At 68.3% G+C, this 20,783-nt stretch carries 18 protein-coding genes and 1 tRNA gene; 18 read left to right on the top strand and 1 reads right to left on the bottom strand.

The annotated features are described in order from the left end of the window. Positions 1–439 precede the first annotated feature (439 nt). The 11 genes from ACEQZY_RS12795 to ACEQZY_RS12745 all read left to right on the top strand — a co-directional run bounded on the left by ACEQZY_RS12795 (position 440) and on the right by ACEQZY_RS12745 (position 12,226). Positions 440–1,699 carry an N-acetylmuramoyl-L-alanine amidase gene (locus ACEQZY_RS12795; protein ID WP_370154945.1) on the top strand — a complete coding sequence of 420 codons (1,260 nt, stop codon included), beginning with the start codon at positions 440–442 and terminating at the stop codon, positions 1,697–1,699. A gap of 169 nt (positions 1,700–1,868) precedes the next feature. Beyond that, a complete protein-coding gene (locus ACEQZY_RS12790; protein ID WP_370154942.1) occupies positions 1,869–4,316 on the top strand; it encodes a penicillin-binding protein 1A in 2,448 nt (815 codons plus the stop codon). 166 nt (positions 4,317–4,482) lie between these two features. After that, positions 4,483–4,557 (top strand) — tRNA-Val (locus tag ACEQZY_RS12785). A gap of 245 nt (positions 4,558–4,802) precedes the next feature. Further along, a complete protein-coding gene (gene groES, locus ACEQZY_RS12780; RefSeq protein WP_341704745.1) occupies positions 4,803–5,117 on the top strand; it encodes a co-chaperone GroES in 315 nt (104 codons plus the stop codon). A gap of 27 nt (positions 5,118–5,144) precedes the next feature. Then, the gene (groL, locus tag ACEQZY_RS12775; protein WP_341704744.1) at positions 5,145–6,770 is read left to right on the top strand and encodes a chaperonin GroEL; all 1,626 of its coding nucleotides are present in this window, start codon (positions 5,145–5,147) and stop codon (positions 6,768–6,770) included. A gap of 147 nt (positions 6,771–6,917) precedes the next feature. Continuing rightward, the gene (locus tag ACEQZY_RS12770) at positions 6,918–7,763 is read left to right on the top strand and encodes an aldo/keto reductase (RefSeq protein WP_370154940.1); all 846 of its coding nucleotides are present in this window, start codon (positions 6,918–6,920) and stop codon (positions 7,761–7,763) included. 9 nt (positions 7,764–7,772) lie between these two features. Continuing rightward, positions 7,773–8,255, top strand: a complete 483-nt coding sequence (locus ACEQZY_RS12765; RefSeq protein ID WP_370154938.1) for an ureidoglycolate lyase — start codon at positions 7,773–7,775, stop codon at positions 8,253–8,255. Positions 8,256–8,388: 133 nt separating this feature from the next. Then, positions 8,389–9,600: a diaminopropionate ammonia-lyase gene (locus tag ACEQZY_RS12760; protein WP_370154935.1), complete on the top strand. Its 1,212-nt coding sequence runs from the start codon at positions 8,389–8,391 to the stop codon at positions 9,598–9,600. Positions 9,601–9,609: 9 nt separating this feature from the next. Further along, positions 9,610–10,545, top strand: a complete 936-nt coding sequence (locus ACEQZY_RS12755) for an N-carbamoyl-D-amino-acid hydrolase (protein ID WP_370154932.1) — start codon at positions 9,610–9,612, stop codon at positions 10,543–10,545. Continuing rightward, on the top strand, positions 10,542–10,817 hold the full coding sequence (locus ACEQZY_RS12750) for a hypothetical protein (RefSeq protein WP_370154929.1): 276 nt from the start codon (positions 10,542–10,544) through the stop codon (positions 10,815–10,817). Before ACEQZY_RS12755 ends, ACEQZY_RS12750 begins: the two co-directional genes overlap by 4 nt. Beyond that, positions 10,817–12,226 carry an amidase gene (locus ACEQZY_RS12745; RefSeq protein ID WP_370154926.1) on the top strand — a complete coding sequence of 470 codons (1,410 nt, stop codon included), beginning with the start codon at positions 10,817–10,819 and terminating at the stop codon, positions 12,224–12,226. Before ACEQZY_RS12750 ends, ACEQZY_RS12745 begins: the two co-directional genes overlap by 1 nt. Here ACEQZY_RS12745 and ACEQZY_RS12740 read toward each other — a convergent pair. Next, a complete protein-coding gene (locus ACEQZY_RS12740) occupies positions 12,205–12,960 on the bottom strand; it encodes an aspartate/glutamate racemase family protein (protein WP_370154923.1) in 756 nt (251 codons plus the stop codon). The two genes, ACEQZY_RS12745 and ACEQZY_RS12740, sit on opposite strands and share 22 nt — an antisense overlap. A gap of 216 nt (positions 12,961–13,176) precedes the next feature. Here ACEQZY_RS12740 and ACEQZY_RS12735 point away from each other — a divergent pair, with 216 nt between their 5' ends. From ACEQZY_RS12735 to ACEQZY_RS12705, 7 genes are all read left to right on the top strand, one after another. Continuing rightward, positions 13,177–14,793 (top strand): ABC transporter substrate-binding protein, encoded by a 1,617-nt coding sequence (locus ACEQZY_RS12735; RefSeq protein WP_341704425.1) that lies wholly within the window; start codon positions 13,177–13,179, stop codon positions 14,791–14,793. A 94-nt stretch (positions 14,794–14,887) separates the two neighbouring features. Beyond that, on the top strand, positions 14,888–15,841 hold the full coding sequence (locus ACEQZY_RS12730; protein ID WP_370154919.1) for an ABC transporter permease: 954 nt from the start codon (positions 14,888–14,890) through the stop codon (positions 15,839–15,841). Positions 15,842–15,845: 4 nt separating this feature from the next. Beyond that, on the top strand, positions 15,846–16,739 hold the full coding sequence (locus ACEQZY_RS12725; protein WP_341704423.1) for an ABC transporter permease: 894 nt from the start codon (positions 15,846–15,848) through the stop codon (positions 16,737–16,739). Positions 16,740–16,743: 4 nt separating this feature from the next. Next, positions 16,744–17,805 carry an oligopeptide/dipeptide ABC transporter ATP-binding protein gene (locus ACEQZY_RS12720; protein ID WP_341704422.1) on the top strand — a complete coding sequence of 354 codons (1,062 nt, stop codon included), beginning with the start codon at positions 16,744–16,746 and terminating at the stop codon, positions 17,803–17,805. Next, positions 17,802–18,788 carry an ABC transporter ATP-binding protein gene (locus ACEQZY_RS12715; protein ID WP_341704421.1) on the top strand — a complete coding sequence of 329 codons (987 nt, stop codon included), beginning with the start codon at positions 17,802–17,804 and terminating at the stop codon, positions 18,786–18,788. The genes ACEQZY_RS12720 and ACEQZY_RS12715 overlap by 4 nt, the downstream gene beginning before the upstream one ends. 211 nt (positions 18,789–18,999) lie before the next feature. Beyond that, entirely contained in the window at positions 19,000–19,944 is a 945-nt protein-coding gene (locus ACEQZY_RS12710; protein ID WP_370154914.1) for an NAD-dependent epimerase/dehydratase family protein, read from the top strand. Further along, a complete protein-coding gene (locus ACEQZY_RS12705; RefSeq protein WP_370154911.1) occupies positions 19,932–20,780 on the top strand; it encodes an endo alpha-1,4 polygalactosaminidase in 849 nt (282 codons plus the stop codon). Before ACEQZY_RS12710 ends, ACEQZY_RS12705 begins: the two co-directional genes overlap by 13 nt. Positions 20,781–20,783 lie beyond the last annotated feature (3 nt).

The raw sequence follows: 20,783 nt of genomic DNA, 5'->3' as shown, positions 1-20,783 counted from the left end.
GCGGCGCGGCGCCGCCCGCGCGAATAACAAACGGCGGCGCGCCTGGGTTCTCGAGTCCGGCATCGGGCGGACCGGCCCGCCATGCCACCGACAGGATTCTGTCGAAGACCGGCGGTAATGATCCGCAAGGCAGCCAGGGGGCTCGCTTTGTCTGACCGGCTCCCACCGGTCCGAGCGCGCTCCGCGCCAACTGCCAACCGCGCCACCACCGCCAGAAGAAAAAGGGACGGCGGGCGCCTCGAAGGTTCACTCCAAATCCGGGGTGTCTTGAGCGCGGCGACCAAGGCCGCCGCCCCAGGCCGCCTCCTTCGGGGCAGGCAACTGGATGATGCGGAAAGCTCGGGGCCGACGCGCCGATCCCCCGATCGCGGCCCTGGCAACCCTTGCGGATGAAAACCCTGGCTGGACGGCGGGATCTGACTCGGATATTCGCGCCGGCATGGTACGCTGCCGCGGGGCACAGGAACAAGGTCTTTCTCGCTGCAGAACGGCCGGATTCGACAGGTTCGGGGGAATTTCCATTAAATACCTGCTTTCCATAGTTTTTTTCTGCCTGCTGGGGCTGCCGGCGGCAGGCGCCGCGCCGGTACGGATCGAGGGGCTGCAGCTCGGGCTGAATGCCGGCCTCACCCGCCTGGTGATCGAGGCCTCGGCACCACTGGAAGGCGAGCTTTCCGCCGCCCCCGACGGCCTCGGGCTGATCCTGACCCTGCCCGGCAGCCGCTGGGCGGCGCCGGCGCCGGCCCGCCATGCCGCCGGGCTGGTGGCCGGGCTGGGCCTGCCGGTGGAAGCCGGCGGGGCCGTCAGCCTCGGCCTCGATCTGGTCGAACCGGTGCTGGTCGAGCGCGCCTTCCGCCTGCCGCCCCAGGGCGGGGCCGGCGGCGCCGGCCACCGGCTGGTGATCGACCTGCGGCCGGCCGATCCGCAGGCCTGGCAGGCGGCCTTTGCCACGCCGCTGGCCCTGCCGCTGGCCGGCGCCAGCGACATCCTGCCGCCGCCGGCGGCCGCCGACCGGCCGCGACTGGTGGTGCTGGACCCCGGCCATGGCGGCCAGGACCCGGGGGCCATTTCCGCCTCCGGCCGTTACGAGAAGGATGTCACGCTGGCCATGGCCCGTGCCGTCGCCGCCAAGCTGCAACAGACCGGGCGCTACCGGGTCGTGCTGACCCGCGACCGCGACCGTTTCGTCCGGCTTGGCGACCGTGTGGCGCTGGCCCGCAAGCAGGAGGCCGACCTGTTCCTGTCGATCCATGCCGACAGCCTGGCGGCCGACCGCGCCACCCGCGGCGCCAGCGTCTATACCCGCGCCGAGGATGCTTCCGACACCGAGGCCGAAGCGCTGGCCCTGCGTGAAAACCGCGCCGACCAGCTGGCCGACAGCGCACCGGCCCGCGACCTCGACGAGGTGGTCTCGATCCTGCTCGACCTCGCCTCGCGCGACACGCCGCGGCTGTCGGGCCGTTTCGCCGGGCTGCTGACCGCCAGCCTCGGCGACCGCATGCCGCTGCGCCGCAACGCCCTGCGCGCGGCCAATTTCAAGGTGCTGTCGGCCCCCGACATCCCCTCGGCCCTGCTGGAACTGGGCTACCTGTCCAATCCGGGCGACGAGGCGCTGCTGTTCTCGGAGGCCGGCCGGGCCGAACTGGCGGCGGCCGTGGTCGCCGCCATCGACCGCTTCTTCGGCCTGGACGAAAGATAAAGCGCGGAATCCGGCCACCCCCGCCCTATTCCCGCCACTTTATGGCACCATTTCAGGACCATAAGCCGCTGTACAGGCGGCCCGGCCGGGAGTACGAGTGGCGCCCGCCGGAAACGAGTGTCCGGGGACCGCGAATGCGGGGAATCCGGCCGGCAAAACCGGGGCTGTCATGCGTCTGCTGCGTCATCTGTTCATCCTGCTGATCCTGCTGGTGCTGGGCACCCTCGCCGCCGCCGGCGCCGGCCTGGCCGGCCTGTGGTATTTCGGCCGCAACCTGCCGGACTACCAGCAGCTGGCCGATTACCAGCCGCCGGTGACCACCCGGGTCCATGCCGGCGACGGCCGCCTGATCGCAGAATTCGCCCGCGAGCGTCGCCTGTTCGTGCCCATCGACGCAATCCCGAAGCCGGTGGTGCAGGCCTTCCTGTCGGCCGAGGACAAGAATTTCTACGAGCATGCCGGCATCGACCCGCTCGGCGTTGCCCGGGCCGTGGTGCAGAACATCATCAACCTGGCGCAGAACCGCCGGCCGGTCGGCGCCTCGACGATCACCCAGCAGGTGGCGAAGAATTTCCTGCTCGGCAACGAAGTCTCCCTCGGCCGCAAGGCGCGCGAGGCGATCCTCGCCTTCCGTATCGAGAAGGCCTTCCCGAAGGACAAGATCCTCGAACTGTACCTGAACGAGATCTATCTCGGGGCCGGCTCCTACGGCGTCGCCGCCGCGGCGCTGACCTATTTCGACAAGTCGCTCTACGACCTGACCATCCCCGAGGCGGCCTATCTCGCCGCGCTGCCGAAAGCGCCCAGCAACTACAACCCCGTGCGCCATCACGACCGCGCCAAGGCCCGGCGCGACTGGGTGATCGAGCGCATGCTGGAAGACGGCGCGATCACGCCGGCCGAGGCCAAGCGGGCGGTGGAAACGCCGCTGGTGGCCAGCACGCGGCCGGATTCCGAGATCGCCCGCGCCGACTGGTTCGCCGAGGAGGTGCGCCGCGAACTGGCGCAGAAATACGGCGACCAACGGCTCTACGAGGGCGGCCTCAGCGTGCGCACCACCATGGACCCGCGCCTGCAGTCCATCGGCGAACGCGCCCTGCGCGACGGGCTGGAAGCCTATGACCGGCGCTCCGGTGGCTGGCGCGGCCCCCTGCAGCGCATCGCCCCCGGTCCCGACTGGGCGGCGAAGCTGAAGGAGCTGGGCAATATCCCCGGCGTGATCGCGCCATGGCGGCCGGCCGTGGTGCTGGGGGTTGCCGAGGATGCGGCCGAGATCGGCTTCGCCGATGGCAGCCAGGGCCGGCTGCCCCATGCGGGCCTGCGCTGGGCGCGCAGGAAACTCGGCACCGACAGTTTCGGCCCGGTGCCCCGCCGGCCCGCCGACGTGCTGGCCGAGGGCGACGTGATCGCCGTGGAACCGCTGGGCCCGTCGCCGAAGGACGGCTTCGGCCTGCGCCAGGTGCCGGAGGTGGGCGGTGCGCTGGTCGCCATGGACCCGCATACCGGCCGCGTGCTGGCACTGGTCGGCGGCTTCGATTTCCGCATCAGCCAGTTCGACCGCGCCATGCAGGCGCAGCGCCAGCCCGGTTCGTCCTTCAAGCCCTTCGTCTATGCCGCGGCGCTCGATTCCGGCTTCACGCCATCCAGCCTGATCCTCGACGCGCCTTTCGTGATGGATCAGGGTCCCGGCCTGCCGCTGTGGAAGCCGGGCAACTACACCAAGCAGTTCTACGGCCCGTCGACCCTGCGCATCGGCATCGAGAAATCGCGCAACCTGATGACCGTGCGCCTCGCCCAGGCGGTCGGCATGGAGAAGATCGCCGATTACGCCCGCCGCTTCGGAGTGGTCGACGACCTGCCCCAGGTGCTGTCCATGGCCCTCGGCGCCGGCGAAAGCACGCTGCTGAAAATGACCACCGGCTATGCCGAGTTCGTCAATGGCGGCCGCAAGATCACGCCGACCCTGATCGACCGCATCCAGGACCGCCAGGGCCGCACCATCTACCGCCATGACAACCGCCCCTGCCCCGGCTGTGCCGCCGCCATCTGGGCGGGCCAGGATGTGCCGGCCCTGCCCGACATGCGGCCCGAGGTGATCGACCCGGTCACCGCCTACCAGATCACTTCGATGCTGGAAGGCGTGGTCCAGCGCGGCACCGGCGTGCGCATCCGCGAGCTGGGCTATCCGCTGGCCGGCAAGACCGGCACCACCAACGACAGCTACGACGCCTGGTTCCTTGGCTTCAGCCCCGATCTGGCAGTCGGCATCTATGTCGGCTACGACAACCCGAAAAGCCTCGGCAAGCACGAGCAGGGCGCCTCGGTCGCGGTGCCGATCTTCAAGGATTTCATGGGCGAGGCGCTGAAGGGCCGTCCGGCGATCCAGTTCCGCGTGCCGCCCGGCGTGCGGCTGGTGCGGGTGCGCGCCGATTCCGGCGAGCTGGCACGGGCCGGCGACCGCAACGTGATCCTCGAAGCCTTCCGGCCCGGCACCGAACCGCAGCCCGGCACCCAGGCCAATGTGCTCGATGGGTCGATGGAGGAGCACGAGGGCATCAGCGGCGCCGGCGCCAGCGCCGGCACCAGTGCCGGATCGGGCACGGGCGGCCTCTACTGAAGCCGCGAAAGCGGCGGGCCGGCCTCTGCCGAGGCCGCGCGGACCGCCGGCCGCCCTCTCCTAAACCACTGACCGGCAAGGCCGCTGCCGGGCGCTTGACACGCTGCGGCGGCCTCTTTATACGCTCCGGCACCAGTTGCTTTGCCGGCCTCGCATGCCGGCAGACGGGCGGTTAGCTCAGCGGGAGAGCACACCCTTCACACGGGTGGGGTCACTGGTTCAATCCCAGTACCGCCCACCATCTGGTTTCCCTGAAAAAACTTGCCCTATCAGTGGTGCCGGCCAGCCATGGCCGGGATCGGCTGGTCGACAGCCATTGCCCGCGTCCGGGACGGTTTGCGTCCGGCGCAAACGCTGGTGGTGCCGGCGTGCGATTTTTTTTTCGCGCCCCTCTTGAAGCCAAAAATTCCCGTGCGTATCTCGCCTTCCGCTCCGGCTCCCGTGGCCGGCAAGCATGACCCCAAAGTCCTGCATCTGGAGGAAGGCATGAAGCTTCATCCCCTGCACGACCGCGTCGTCGTGCGCCGTATCGATGCCGACGAAAAGACCGCCGGCGGCATCATCATCCCCGACACTGCCAAGGAAAAGCCGATGCGCGGCGAGATCGTCGCCGCCGGCCCCGGTGCCCGCAACGAGCGCGGCGAGATCGTTCCGCTGGATGTCAAACCGGGCGACCAGGTGCTGTTCGGCAAGTGGTCGGGCACCGAGGTCAAGATCGATGGCGAGGAGCTCCTGATCATGAAGGAGTCCGACATCATGGGAATCATCGAAGGCGGTGCGGCGGCCCGCAAGGCAGCCTGACACGCCGGCTGAAGGAGGACAGAAACAATGGCTGCGAAAGAAGTCAAGTTTTCCGCCGAAGCCCGCGAGAAGATGCTGCGCGGCGTCGATACGCTGGCCAACGCGGTGAAGGTGACTCTGGGACCGAAGGGCCGCAATGTGGTGATCGAGAAGAGCTTCGGCGCCCCGCGGATCACCAAGGATGGCGTGTCGGTCGCCAAGGAGATCGAACTGGAAGACAAGTTCGAGAATATGGGCGCGCAGATGGTGCGCGAGGTCGCCAGCAAGACCAATGACCGCGCCGGCGACGGCACCACGACGGCGACGGTGCTGGCCCAGGCCATCGTGCGCGAAGGCGCCCGGGCCGTCGCGGCGGGCATGAATCCCATGGACCTGAAGCGTGGTATCGACCTGGCGGTGGACGCGGTAGTTACCGAACTGAAGGGCAAGGCCCGCAAGGTCACCCGCAATGACGAGATCGCTCAGGTCGGCACCATCTCGGCCAACGGCGATGCCGAAATCGGCCGCTACCTCGCCCAGGCGATGGAGAAGGTCGGCAATGACGGTGTCATCACCGTCGAGGAAGCCAAGAGCCTGGAGACCGAGCTGCAGGTCGTCGAAGGCATGCAGTTCGACCGTGGCTACACCTCGCCGTATTTCGTCACCAACCCCGACAAGATGCTCGTGGAACTCGAGGACCCCTATATCCTAATCCATGAGAAGAAGCTGACCGGCCTGCAGGCGCTGCTGCCCGTGCTTGAGGGCGTGGTCAAGACCAGCAAGCCGCTGCTGATCGTCGCCGAGGATGTCGAGGGCGAGGCGCTGGCCACCCTGGTGGTCAACAAGCTGCGCGGCGGCTTCAAGGTCGCGGCCGTCAAGGCACCCGGCTTCGGCGATCGCCGCAAGGCCATGCTGGAGGATATCGCCATCCTGACCGGCGGCACCGCCATCAGCGAGGACCTTGGCATCAAGCTGGAGAATGTGACGCTCCAGATGCTCGGCCGCGCCAAGAAGGTCACCATCGACAAGGAGAACACCACCATTGTCCAGGGTGCGGGCAGCAAGAAGGACATCGATGCCCGCGTGCAGCAGATCAAGGCGCAGATCGAGGAAACCACCTCGGATTACGACCGCGAGAAGCTGCAGGAACGCCTGGCCAAGCTGGCCGGCGGTGTGGCCGTCATCAAGGTCGGCGGTGCCACCGAGGTCGAGGTGAAGGAGCGCAAGGACCGCGTCGACGATGCCCTGCACGCCACCCGTGCGGCCGTCGAGGAAGGCATCCTGCCGGGCGGTGGCGTGGCGCTGCTGCGCGCGATCAAGGTGCTCGACAGCGTCAGGCCTGCGAACGACGACCAGAAGCATGGCGTCGATGTCGTGCGGCGCGCCCTGCAGGTGCCCGCCCGGCAGATCGCCCAGAATGCCGGGGAGGACGGCTCGCTCATCGTCGGCAAGCTGCTGGAGAACAACGACTACAACTGGGGTTACAACGCCGCGACCGGTGAGTTCCAGGACCTGGTCGCCTCCGGTGTCATCGACCCGGCCAAGGTTGTCCGCACGGCCCTGCAGGACGCCGCTTCGGTCGCCTCGCTTCTGATCACCACGGAAGCGCTGGTGGCCGACAAACCCAAGAAGGAAGCCGTCCAGTCGTTACCAGCTGGCGGTATGGACTACTAAACTGGGGCCCGGTCAGTTGCGACCGGGCCTTTTTTAACCAGCCTGTTCCCTGCTCCCTGCCCGGCAGGGAACGGAAATCAGACGAATCTGCTGCCAGCCGCCGCCGCGACCCTGCCATTCCGTGCCCGGGCGCTTCATACTGCGCCCATGACCTCCGCTTTCCGCACCGCCCTCCTGCCTGCGGGCGAAGCCGTGCCGGCACTGGGCCTCGGCACCTGGAACATGGGCGAAAGCCGCGCCCGGCATGACGCGGAGGTCGCCGCACTGCGCCTCGGCCTCGATCTCGGCCTGACCCTGATCGACACGGCGGAGATGTATGGCAGCGGCGGCGCCGAGCGCGTCGTTGCCGAGGCCATCGCCGGCCGCCGCGACAGCGTGTTCCTGGTCAGCAAGGTGCTGCCGCAGAATGCCAGCCGCAAAGGCACGCTGACGGCCTGCGAGCGCAGCCTGAAACGGCTGCACACCGACCGCATCGACCTTTATCTGCTGCACTGGCGCGGCAGTTATCCGCTGGCCGATACCGTTGCCGCCTTCGAAGAGTTGCAGCGTGCGGGCAAGATCCGCCACTGGGGTGTCAGCAATCTCGACAGCGACGACATGGACGAACTGGACCGGGTGCCCGGCGGCGGTGCCTGTGCCGCCAACCAGGTGCTGTACAACCTGTCGCGCCGCGGCATCGAGCATGACCTGCTGCCCCGGTGCCAGCGCACCGGCCTGCCGGTGATGGCCTATTCGCCCATCGAGCAGGGCCGGCTGCTGAAGCATGCCACATTGAAGGCCATTGCCGTGCGCCACCAGGCGACGCCGGCCGGCATCGCGCTGGCCTGGCTGCTGCGCCGGCCGGGAGTGATCGCGATCCCCAAGGCCACAAATCCGCAGCATGTGCATGACAACCGCGCGGCGCTGGATGTGGCACTGACCGAGACCGATCTCGCCGAACTCGACCGCGCCTTCCCGCCGCCGAAGGGTCCGCGGCCGCTGGAGATGCTGTAGGCAGCAGAGATGAGCGAATCCGTCACCCTTCTGCCCTCCCGCCCGCTGACCGCTGCAGCCTTCGCACCCTATGGGCAGGTGATCGACCATGACGGCTTCGAGGGCCGCATCTATCGCGGCGACCTGATCGAGAACCGTCGCCCGCAGGCCCGGCTCGATCTGTCCTTCACGCTGGTCGCGGCCAGCTCCCTGCCCTGTCCGCTGAAACTGTTCGAGCGGCACGCATTCTCGGCGCAGGCCTTCATCCCGCTGGATGTCGCGGGCTATCTCGTCACCGTCTGCCCCGATGACGGGCGCGGCCGGCCCGACCCGTCGCAGGCCGTCGCCTTCCTTGCCCGTCCGGACCAGAGCATCGTCTATGCCGCCGGCACCTGGCATCACCCGATGGTGGCTTTGCAGCGTCCCGGCCGCTTTGCCATCGTCATGTGGATGATGGGCGATGCCGGCGACGAGGAGCTGGTGCCGCTGACCGCGCCGGTCACGGTCGGCTGAAGACTGCCTGTTGCTTGGGCAGTCACGCGCAGCCATCCGGTCCCGCCGCCGCGGAATCCCGGCAATCTCCGGCTTTCCGGCTTGGCAAGCGAATTGCTAGGCTCGGGTATCGTCTCTCCCGCCCGCTTTCGTCATGACCTGCCTCTGCACCCCCGGACTGACCCGCCGCGCCGCCGACTATCCGGCGGAATTCCTGCCCCTGCAGTCGCTGGCGGCCGGCCGCAAGGCCGCTGCCGAAATCGCCGCATGGCCCGGTTTTGCAGCCACGCCGCTGCATGACCTGAAAGGCCTCGCCGCCACGGCCGGCCTCGGTTCCGTGTATTACAAGGACGAGGGCGGCCGCTTCGGGCTCGGCAGCTTCAAGGCGCTGGGCGGCGCCTATGCGGTGTTCCGCCTGCTGCAGGACCGCATCGCCGAAGCCACCGGCACGGCGCCCGACAGCATCACCGGCACCGACCTCATTGCCGGGCGCCATGCGCAGATCGTGCGCGACATCACGGTGACCTGCGCCACCGACGGCAACCATGGCCGCTCGGTCGCCTGGGGCGCGTCGCTGTTCGGCTGCCGCTGCGTGATCTACATCCACGCGCTGGTTTCCGACGGCCGCCGCGACGCCATTGCCGCCTACGGGGCCGAGGTGGTGCGCACAGCAGGCAACTACGACGATTCCGTCCGGCAGGCCCAGGCCGATGCCGGGCGGAATGGCTGGTTCGTCGTCTCGGATACGTCGTATCCCGGCTATGAAGACGTGCCGCGCAACGTGATGCAGGGCTACGGCGTGATGGCGGCCGAGGCGCTGGCGCAATGCCCGGCGCCGCCGACCCACATCTTCGTGCAGGGCGGCGTCGGCGGACTGGCGGCGGCCGTGCTGGCCCATGCCTGGGAAAAGCTGGAAGCCGGCTGCCCGCGCTTCGTGGTGGTCGAACCCGACCGCGCCGACTGCCTGCGCCGCAGCGCCGAGGCCGGCCATCCGGTGGCGGTGACCGGTGATCTCGATACCATCATGGCAGGACTGGCCTGCGGCGAGGTTTCGCTGATCGCCTGGAAGATTCTCGCGGCCGGCGCCGATGCCTTCATGGCGGTGGACGACGACAGCGCCGCCGCGCTGATGCGCCTCCTTGCCACGCCCGCCGCCGGCGATCCGCCGGTGGTGGCGGGCGAATCCGCCGTGGCCGGCCTGGCCGGTGCGCTGGCAGCGGCGGCCGATCCGGCGCTGGCCGCCCACCTCGCGCTGGGACCGCAATCGCGGGTTCTGGTCTTCGGCACCGAGGGCGCCACCGATCCGGCCCTGTACCAGCAGATCGTCGGCCGCAGCGCCACTGCCGTGCTGCAGACCAGAGCATAGGGGGCTGCCATGCCGCGCATTGTCACCGTCGGTGCCGCCCAGCTCGGCCCCATCGCCCGCAGCGACAGCCGCGCCAGCGTGGTGGAGCGCCTGATCGCCCATCTGCGCGAGGCGAAGCGCATGGGCTGCGACCTCGTGGTCTTCCCGGAACTGGCACTGACCACCTTCTTCCCGCGCTGGTTCATGACCGACCAGGCCGAGATCGACAGCTTTTTCGAGCGCCGCATGCCCGGCCCCGAAACCCAGCCCCTGTTCGACGAGGCGCGCCGGCTGGGCCTCGGATTCTCGCTGGGCTATGCGGAACTCGACGGCGACGGCGAGCGGGCGCAGCATTTCAACACATCGATCCTGGTCGACCGCAACGGGCAGATCGTCGGCAAATACCGCAAGGTGCATCTGCCCGGCCATCGCGAGCATGAACCCTGGCGCGCCTTCCAGCATCTCGAAAAGCGCTATTTCGATCTCAGCGATACCGGCTTCCCGGTCTGGCGCGCCTTCGGCGGCATCCTCGGCATGTGCATCTGCAACGACCGCCGCTGGCCCGAGACCTACCGGGTGATGGGGCTGCAGGGCGCCGAGATGATCCTGCTGGGCTACAACACCCCGGTCCACAACCCGCCGGCGCCCGACCATGACACCCTGTCGCTGCATCACAACACGCTGGTCATGCAGGCCGGCGCCTACCAGAATGGCTGCTGGGTGATCGGCGTGGCCAAGGCCGGCACCGAGGAAGGCGTGCCGATGATCGCCGGCACCCAGATCATCGCGCCGTCGGGGATGACGGTGGCCGCCACCCGCGGCGAAGGCGATGAACTGGCCGTGGCGGCCTGCGACCTCGATGCCTGCGCCAGCTACAAGACCACCACCTTCAATTTCGCGGCCCACCGCATGCCGCAGCATTACGGCCTGATCACCGAACGCAAGGGAGCCCACCCGCCGCCATGAAGACCAAGCAGAAAGTCGTCGCCATCCGCACCGCCGCGCCGGCACCGGCGGCAAAGACCGCCGCCCCGCTGCCGCCGCCGCTGGTGGCCGCCATGTTCGCCGAGGCCGGCGTCGCGCTGCGGCCCGGCCGGCCGGAAACCATCTCGGCCACGCTCGGGCCTGCCGCCGGCCGCTTCCGCGCGATCGCCCGCAAGCTGGCTTTCGAGCGCGAACCCGGGCTGTTTCCCGCTGCCGGACCGAAAGCATCGAAGAAGAAGAAAGGCGCCCGGTGATGAGCGGCGACATTATCAATCTCGGCCTCGTCGAGGCCGCACAGGCCGTTGCCCGCGGCAGGCTGACCAGCCAGGCGCTGACCGAGGCCTGCCTCGCCCGCATCGCCGAGTGGCAGCCGAAGACCAATGCCTTCCTCAAGCTGGAAGCCGACCTTGCCCTCAAGGCGGCCAGGGCGGTCGACCGCGCCCGCAAGCGCGGCGCCAAACTCGGGCCGCTGGCCGGCGTGCCGCTGGCCCACAAGGACATGTATTACCGCGCCGGGCAGGAAACCAGCTGCGGTTCGGCAATCCGCCGGCACTGGAAGGCGACCGAGACATCCACCGCACTGGCGCGGCTGGATGCCGCCGGCGCGCTGGATCTCGGCCGGCTCAACATGGCCGAATTCGCCTTCGGCCCGACCGGCCACAACTACCATTACGGCCATGCCCGCAATCCGTGGAACAGCGACCGCATCACCGGCGGTTCGTCCAGCGGCTCGGCCGCCGCAGTAGCGGCGCGCATGGTGTTCGGCGCGCTGGGGTCGGATACCGGCGGCTCGATCCGCCAGCCGGCGCATTACTGCGGCCTGGTCGGCATGAAACCGACCTGGGGCCGGGTCAGCCGTGCCAACTGCATGCCGCTGAGCTACTCGCTCGACACGGTGGGGCCGCTGACCCGCCGGGTCGAGGACAGCGCGCTGCTGGTGCAGCTGATGGCCGGGGCCGATCCGCGCGATCCGACGGCCAGCGATCGGCCGGTGGACGACTACCTGAAGGCGGCACGCTCCGGCGCCGTCCGCGGACTGAAGCTGGCGGTGCCGCGGCGGTTCTTCTGGGACAAGCTGAACAAGCCAAGCGCCCAGCTGCTGGAACAGGCGCTGAAGACATTCGCGAAGCTGGGCGTGAAGATCGTCGAGATGACGCCGCCGGACATGGATGCGGTCACGGCAGCGGCCAATGTGCTGCTGTCGGGCGAGGCTGCGGCCCTGCATGGCAACTGGCTGCGGACCCGCCCGCAGCTCTACAGCGACCAGGTCCGCGCCCGGCTGGAGAACGGCCTCGCGCTCAGCGCGGTCGACTATATCGATTCCCAGCGCTGGCGCAGCGAGGCGGTTGCCGCCTTCCTCAAGGCGATGACCGGCGCCGATGCGGTGTTCGTGCCGGTGGCCGACCGGCCGGCCCCGACCATCGAGGAAACCGATGTCGCCGGCAGGCCGGAGGCCGGCAAGGTGATCGCGACGCTGACCCGGCTGACCCGGCCGATCAACTATCTGGCCCTGCCGGCGATGACGGTGCCGGCCGGCTTCGTGCGCGGCGGCCTGCCGGTCGGCTTCCAGCTGATCGGCCGCGCCTTCGACGAGGCGATGCTGTATCGGTTGGCCGGTGCCTTCGAGACGAAAGTGCCGGTCTACGAAACGATGCCGCGCTGAGCCAGCAGGGCGGCCAGCGCCGGCGACAGGCCGGTGCTGGCCAGCGGCCCGGGGAAAGCCAGCGCACCGGTTTCGGCCTTGCGGGCACCGCTGAGTACCGCGGCTTCCGCCCATTTCACCGCCGGAGTCAGGCCGTCGATCACCGGCACCGGCAGATGCGGTGCCACGCGCTCGACCATGCCGACCATGCCGGCGCCGCCGAGAATCACCAGCCCGGCGCCATCTTCCTCGATGCACAGCCGCGCGGCTTCCTGCACGGCCTGCTCGGCCGCGGCCGGGTCGGCGGCGATCTGGCCGCCATCGGCCCGCAGGGTGCGCACGCCGGACAGGCGATCCCCCAGCCCGAGGCTGTCCACATATTCCGTCAGCATCGGCCGCCAGCGTTCGCCGCCGGTGACGATGCCGAAACGCGGCGCCAGCTGTGCCGCGAAATGGCATCCGGCCTCGGCCATGCCGACCACCGGCACGGCGGCCAGTTCCTTCAGGGCGAGAAGGCCCGGGTCGCCGAAACAGGCCAGCACCACGGCATCGAATCCCGCGCCATGCTCGGCATAGCAGTCGAGCGCGGCATGGCCGGCAACCGCATAGGCGCTGCGGGTGGCGATGACCGCGGCGCCGAAACGCCCGGTCACCCCGGCAACCTCCGTATCCGGCGCCGCGAGGCCGCGGGCGGCGGCAACCACCCGGTCGGTCATCGCCGTCGAGGTATTGGCATTGATCAGCAGCAGGCGCATGGCGGGACTCGTCTGGAATGGCTCCAGACGCTGACGGCTCCGGACCGCTTCGGCAAGCGTTATGCATCCGCCCTGACTCCGCCTGTTTTTCAGGCAGCTCTGCCCAAAGCCGGGCAGCCGCCGCACTGCCTTTTGTTTGACCACATAGAATCATGACCTTGGCGGCTGGCACAGAGTTTGCGTTGCGGCAGGCACCATCCAACACAGGATCGTGCCATGACCAAAATGCCTTTCTCCTCCCGACTAGCTTCCCTCCTGAGTGCCGCCGCGCTGTCGGTCGCCCTTGCCGGCCCGGCCCAGGCCCAGGGCACCCTGCGCATCGGCATGACCGCCTCCGACATCCCGCTGACCACCGGCCAGACCGACCAGGGCGGCGAGGGCATGCGCTTCATGGGCTACACAGTCTATGACGCCCTGATCAACTGGGACCTCAGCAAGTTCGACAAGCCGTCGGTGCTGATCCCCGGCCTCGCCACCAGCTGGAGTGTCGATGCCGCCGACAAGACCAAGTGGACCTTCAAGCTGCGCGACGGCGTGAAATTCCACGACGGCAGCGATTTCACAGCCGAATCGGTGGTGTGGAACTTCGAGAAGATCCTGAACAAGGACGCGCCGCAATTCGACCCGCGCCAGTCGGCCCAGGGCCGCTCGCGCATCCCGGCAGTGGCCAGCTACAAGGCGGTCGACAAGCTGACCCTGGAAGTCGTCACCAAGGCGCCGGACGCCACCCTGCCCTACCAGCTGGCCTGGATCATGATGTCCTCGCCGGCCCAGTGGGAAAAGCTCGGCAAGAACTGGGACGAATTCGCCAAGACCCCGTCGGGCACCGGCCCGTGGAAGCTGACCGCCTTCGTTCCGCGCGAGCGCGCCGAACTGGTGCCGAATGCCGCCTACTGGGACAAGGCCCGGGTGCCGAAGCTGGACAAGATCGTCCTCCTGCCGCTGCCGGAGCCGAATGCCCGCGTTGCCGCCCTGCGCTCCGGCCAGGTCGACTGGATCGAGGCACCGGCGCCGGATGCGGTGCCGTCGCTGAAGGCCGCCGGCCTGCAGATCGTGACCAATGCTTATCCGCATAACTGGACCTGGCATCTGTCGCGCATCGAGGGTTCGCCCTGGAACGATATCCGCATCCGCAAGGCGGCCAACCTTGCCATCGACCGCGCCGGCCTGAAGGAACTGCTGGGCGGCCTGATGATCCCGGCCGAAGGCTTCCTGCCGCCGGGCAACCAGTGGTTCGGCAACCCGACCTTCAAGCTGAAGCATGATGTGGCCGAGGCGAAGAAGCTGATGAAGGAGGCCGGCTACGGCCCCGACAAGCCGCTGAAGGTGAAGGCGCTGATCTCGCCGTCTGGTTCCGGCCAGATGCTGCCGCTGCCGATGAACGAATTCGTGCAGCAGAACCTCGCCGAGATCGGCATCCAGGTCGAGTTCGAGGTGGTGGAGTGGAACCAGCTGATCAACATCTGGCGCGCCGGCGCGAAGAGCGAGAGCGCCCGCGGCGGGGCCTCGATCAACTTCACCTACTTCATCCAGGACCCCTTCACCGGCCTGATGCGGCATCTGCAGTGCAACCTGGTGGCGCCGAACGGCACCAACTGGGGCCATTACTGCGATCCGGAGATGGACAAGATGTTCGATGCGGTGCGCAACACCTTCGACGCCAAGGAGCAAGACAAGATTCTGCAGAAGATCCACGAGAAGTATGTCAACGAGGCGCTGTTCCTGATGGTCACCCATGACGTCAACGCCCGGGCGATGAGCCCGAAGGTGAAGGGCTTCGTGCAGGCGCAGAACTGGTTCCAGGACTTCTCGCCGATCACCATGGCGAAGTAAGCCTTCCGCACCGTGGCCGGCCCGGAGCGATCCGGGCCGGCCGCCACGACCCGGTACCCGTCCCGACCAGCTAGCTTTCCCCACAGGCCGCCCCATGCTGCGCTATATCCTCAAGCGGCTGCTCTATGTGCTCCCCGTTGCCCTCGGGGTCAGCATCGTCTGTTTCCTGCTGGTGCATATCACGCCCGGCGATCCGCTCACCGCGATCATGCCGATCGATGCCACCGCCGAACAGCAGGCGGAAATGCGCGCCGCCTATGGCTTCGACAAGCCGCTGCCGGTGCAGTATGCGATCTGGCTCGGCAAGGTGCTGACCGGCGACCTCGGCACCTCGATCGCTACCGGCCGCGCCGTCGCCTCCGATGTGATGCGCGCCGTCGGCAACACCATCATCCTCTCGGCGGTCGCCACCCTGATCGGCTTCTTCTTCGGCTGCCTGTTCGGCTTCGTCGCCGGCTATTACCGCGACACCCTGCTGGACCGCGCCGCCTCCATCATCTCGGTCCTTGGCGTCAGCGTGCCGCATTACTGGCTCGGCATGGTGCTGGTGATCGTCTTCTCGGTGCAGATGAACTGGCTGCCCGCCACCGGCGCCGGCCCCGGCGGCTCGGTCGACTGGGCCTGGGACTGGGTGCATATGCGCCACCTGATCCTGCCCGCCATCACCATGTCGGTGATCCCGATGGGCGTGATCGCCCGCACCGTGCGCGCCCTGGTGGCCGAGATCCTGTCGCAGGAATTCATCCTCGCGCTGGCCGCGAAAGGCCTGACCGACCGCGGCATCTTCGCCCATGTGGTGAAGAATGCCGCACCCACCGCACTGGCAGTGATGGGCCTGCAGCTCGGCTACCTGCTCGGCGGTTCGATCCTGATCGAGACGGTGTTTTCCTGGCCCGGCACTGGCTTCCTGCTGAATGCCGCGATCTTCCAGCGCGACCTGCCGCTGCTGCAGGGTACCATCCTGGTGCTGGCGATGTTCTTCGTGGCCCTCAACCTGCTGGTCGACGTGCTGCAGACGGCACTCGACCCGCGCATCCAGCGGAGCTGAACCGATGGCCGCCGACACCATGGCTTCCGCCAAGCCCGCCGTCATGCCGATCCAGGTCTCCGAAGGCTACTGGCTCGGCGTCGCCCGCCGTCTGGCCCGCGATCCCGTCGCGATGATCGCGCTGGCGGTGATCGTCGCGCTGGTGCTGATGGCGATCTTCGCGCCGTATCTCACCCCGGCCGATCCGTTCAAGGGCTCGATGCTGCGGCGGCTGAAGCCGATCGGCTTTCCCGGCTATCCGCTGGGGGCCGACGAACTCGGCCGCGACATGCTCTCGCGCCTGATCTACGGCGCCCGGCTGTCGCTGTTCATGGGCGTCACCCCGGTGCTGATGGCCTTCGTGCTCGGTTCCGGGCTCGGCATCTTCGCCGGCTATGTCGGCGGCGCCATCAACACGGCAATCATGCGCACCATCGATGTCTTCTATGCCTTCCCCTCGGTGCTGCTGGCGGTGGCGCTGTCGGGCGCGCTGGGCGCCGGCATCACCAATGCCCTGGTCTCGCTGACCGTGGTGTTCATCCCGCCGATTGCCCGCGTGGCCGAAAGCGTGACGACCCAGGTGCGCAACCGCGATTATGTGGAAGCGGCGCGCGCCACCGGCGCCGGCGGCCTGACCATCGTGCGGGTGCATGTTCTGGGCAACGTGCTCAGCCCGATCTTCGTCTATGCCACCAGCCTGATCTCGGTCTCGATGATCCTCGCCTCGGGCCTCAGCTTCCTCGGCCTCGGGGTCAAGCCGCCGGAAGCCGAATGGGGCCTGATGCTGAACACCCTCCGCACGGCGATCTACGTCAACCCCGCCGTCGCCGCCCTGCCCGGCGCGATGATCTTCATTACCTCGATTTCCTTCAACCTGCTGTCCGATGCCCTGCGCTCGGCCATGGATGTACGGGGTTGACGCGATGATGACGCCCGATCCCACCCTCCCCGATGCCCGCGACCGCGGCGGCCCGCGCCAGCCCCTGCTGTCGGTCGGCGGCCTGATCAAGCATTTCCCGGTCAACAAGGGCCTGCTCGGACGGGCCGGCGCCGTGGTGCGCGCGGTCGACGGCATCGATTTCGACCTGATGAAGGGTGAAACCCTCGGCATCGTCGGCGAAAGCGGCTGCGGCAAGTCGACCACCGCGCGCCTGCTGATGCATCTGATCGAGCCGGATGCCGGCAGCATCGTCTTCGACGGCGAGGAGATCGGCCACGACCTGTCGCTGTCCGATTACCGCCGCCAGACCCAGATGGTGTTCCAGGACAGCTATGCCTCGCTTAATCCGCGCCTGACCATCGAGGATTCGATCGCCTTCGCCCCGCGCGTGCATGGCGTGCCGCGTCGCGAGGCGCTGGGCCGCGCCCACGACCTGCTGGCCCGGGTGGGGCTGGAACCCTCGCGCTTTGCCGGCCGCTATCCGCATGAACTTTCGGGCGGCCAACGCCAGCGCATCAACATCGCCCGCGCGCTGGCGCTGGAACCGCGGCTGGTGATCCTCGACGAAGCGGTCTCGGCGCTGGACAAATCGGTGGAGGCACAGGTGCTCAACCTGCTGCTCGACCTCAAGGAAGCCTTCGGTCTGACCTACATCTTCATCTCGCATGACCTGAATGTCGTGCGCTTCATGGCCGACCGGGTGATGGTGATGTATCTCGGCAAGGTGGCCGAGATCGGTGCGGCGGAAGCCATCTTCTCGCAGCCCGGCCATCCCTATTCGGCCGCCCTGCTGGATTCGATGCCGGCCATGGACCCGGACAGCCGCACCGAGGAAGCACCGCTCTACGGCGATCCGCCCAATCCGATCGACCCGCCGCCGGGCTGCCGCTTCCATACCCGCTGCCGCTATGCCGAGGCCGTGTGCAGCGTCAGCGCGCCCGGCCTGGCGCCGCTGTCGGCCAGCCAGCAGGCCGCCTGCCTGATCTATCGTCCCGGTTCCGGCCACAGCAAGGCGCCACTGCCTGCCGGGGAGGCCGCCGCATGAACGCCATGAATGCCGGCAGCACGCAGCCGGTCATCGATATCCGCGACCTCACCGTCACCTTCACCGGCAGCCGCAAGCCCGTGCATGCGGTCAACGGCGTCGACCTTGCCGTCGGCAAGGGTGAGGTGCTGGCCCTGCTCGGCGAATCCGGATCGGGCAAGAGCGTCACGCTGCGCACCCTGCTGCGCCTGCATCCGGAGAAGCGCACCCGCATCAGCGGACAGGTGCTGGCAGCCGGCGAGGATGTGATGGCCCTGTCGGGCCGGGCGCTGGCCGATTTCCGCGGCCGCCGCGTTTCGATGATTTTCCAGGAACCGCTGCTGGCGCTGGACCCGGTCTATACCGTGGGCCAGCAGATCGCCGAATCCGTGCGGCGCCACGAGAAGGTTTCGGGTGCCGCCGCGAAGGCACGCGCCCTGGCCCTGCTGCAGCAGGTGCGCATCCCCTCGCCCGAACGGCGGCTGGAGGCGTTTCCGCACCAGATGTCGGGCGGCATGCGGCAGCGGGCGATGATCGCGCTGGCACTGGCCTGCAACCCGGAAATCCTGCTGGCCGACGAACCGACCACGGCGCTGGATGCCACGGTGCAGATCCAGATCCTGCTGCTGCTGCGCGACCTGCAGCGCGAACTCGGCCTGTCGGTGATCCTGGTCACCCATGATATCGGCGTCGCCGTCGAGGTCGCCGACCGTATCGCCGTGATGTATGCCGGCCGCATCGTCGAAAGCGGCCCGGTGCGCGACGTGATCCGGGCACCGAAGCATCCCTATACCCAGGGCCTGCTGGCCTCGCGCGCCCATGATGCCATGGACGGCGCCCGCCTCGATGCCATCCCGGGCGCGCCGCCCGATCTGGCCGCCCTGCCGCCGGGTTGCGCCTTTGCCCCGCGCTGCAGCCGTGCCGATGACGGCTGCACGTTGCAGCAGCCTGGTCTGGCCACTGTCGGCCCCGGCCACGAGGCCCGCTGCCTGCGGATCGCCTGACATATTCAGGTACCGTTCCCGCACGGCTTTTCCGGGGGTTACCGGAAACTAATTTGTAAATCAGCGCCCCCCGGTGTTTCTGGACCAGGCACCTAATCGCGCAAATCACGGCCCGGCATCATTGCATGCATATGTATCGGTGTTAATTTGGCCGTAACCACAGCGCGTATTAGATAAATGATTATTCAATCAACTGGTTGGGCAGATCCTCGTGGCAAGATATCTCGTGACCGGCGGGTGCGGATTCATCGGCTCCCATCTTGTGGACGCCCTGCTGCGCCGGGGTGACAGCGTACGTGTGCTCGATGATCTTTCGACCGGACGCCGCGAGAATCTCGATCCGGCCGCCGAACTGGTCGTCGGCGACGTGGCCGACCTGAAGCTGACCCATGCGGCCATGGCCGGGATGGACGGCTGCTTCCATCTTGCCGCCATCGCCTCGGTGCAGCAGTCGGTCGACCACTGGCTGGCCACCCATCACGCCAACCAGGCCGGCGCCATTGCCGTCTTCGACGCCGCCCGCAATCCCGGCGGCCAGCCGCTGCCGGTGATCTATGCCTCCTCGGCCGCCGTCTATGGCGACAATCCCGACACGCCCCTGCTGGAAACCGCGGCAACCCGGCCGCTGACCGCCTACGGCGCCGACAAGCTCGGCTGCGAGATGCATGGCCGCGTCGCCTGGCTGGTGCATCGCGTGCCGACCACCGGCCTGCGATTCTTCAATGTCTACGGCCCGCGCCAGGATCCGAGATCCCCCTATTCGGGCGTGATCGCGCTGTTCTCCGGCCGCATCGCCGCCGGCCAGCCGCTGACCGTGTTCGGCGATGGCGAGCAGGAACGCGATTTCGTCTTCGTCGCCGACGTGGTCGAGCATCTGCTGGCCGCCATGGACCACCAGCCGCGGCAGGCCTGCATCTACAATGTCTGCACCGGCCGCCCCACCAGCGTGCTGCAGCTGGCCGCCGAGATCGGTCGCGTCGCCGGCCAGCCGCCGGCCATCCGGCACGAAGCGGCCCGCACCGGCGATATCCGCCGCTCGATCGGCGATCCCGCCACCGCCACCGCCGCACTGGGCGTCGCAGCCCGCACCACTCTGGCCGCCGGCCTGCGGCCCACCCTGCACCATGTCTTCGACGGGGCGGCATGCCCCGCCTGACCGGCCCGGCCGGCCGGCTGCTCGCACTGGCCGCGCTGCTGCTTCTGCCCGGCAGCCTGCGCGCCGCCGATTACGCCCCCTGGGTGGTCTATTACCGCGGCAGCGAGCCCGCCCGCAGCTTTTTCGACTACCGGCTGGCCGTGTTCGATGCCGACCGCCATCCGCCGCTGGCGCCGCTGCTGGACCGCGACATCTGGCTGCTGGGCTATATCAGCATGGGCGAGGTGGAATCCTGGCGCAGCGATTTCGCCGCCGTGAAGCAGGCCGGCATCGTGCTGGACGAGAACCAGTACTGGCCCGGCAGCTATTTCGTCGATATCCGCAATCCGGCCTGGCAGACACGCATCCTGGACGAGATCGCGCCGCGCATCCGTGCGCAGGGCTTCCATGGCTTCTTCCTCGACACGCTCGACAATCCGCCGCATCTGGAGCGTCTCGACCCGGTGAAATACAAAGGTATGACAGCCGCGGCCGCCAGACTGGTGCAGGCGCTGCGCCAGCGCTTTCCCGGCATGAAGATCATGCTGAACCGCGCCTTCGAGATTCACGATGCGGTGGCCGGCGATGTCGACTTCATTCTCGGCGAGGCGATCCGCTCCAACTGGTCCGCCGAACGCGAAGCCTATATCCTGACGCCCGACGCGGAATACGAAACCTATCTCGCCAAACTGCGGGCCGCACAGCGGCAGAATCCCAAACTGACCATCATGACCCTGGATTACTGGTCCCCCGATGACCCGGCCGGCATACGCAAGATCTACGCTGCCCAGCGCGCCGCCGGCTTCCTGCCCTATGTGGCGACCCGGGCACTGGACCGCATCATCCGGGAACCCTGACCG

Source organism: Ferrovibrio sp., assembly GCF_964218355.1.
Taxonomy (GTDB): Bacteria; Pseudomonadota; Alphaproteobacteria; order Ferrovibrionales; family Ferrovibrionaceae; genus Ferrovibrio.
The sequence above is the reverse complement of the archived record's forward strand: the minus strand, read 5'-3'. Positions and strand labels throughout refer to the sequence as shown.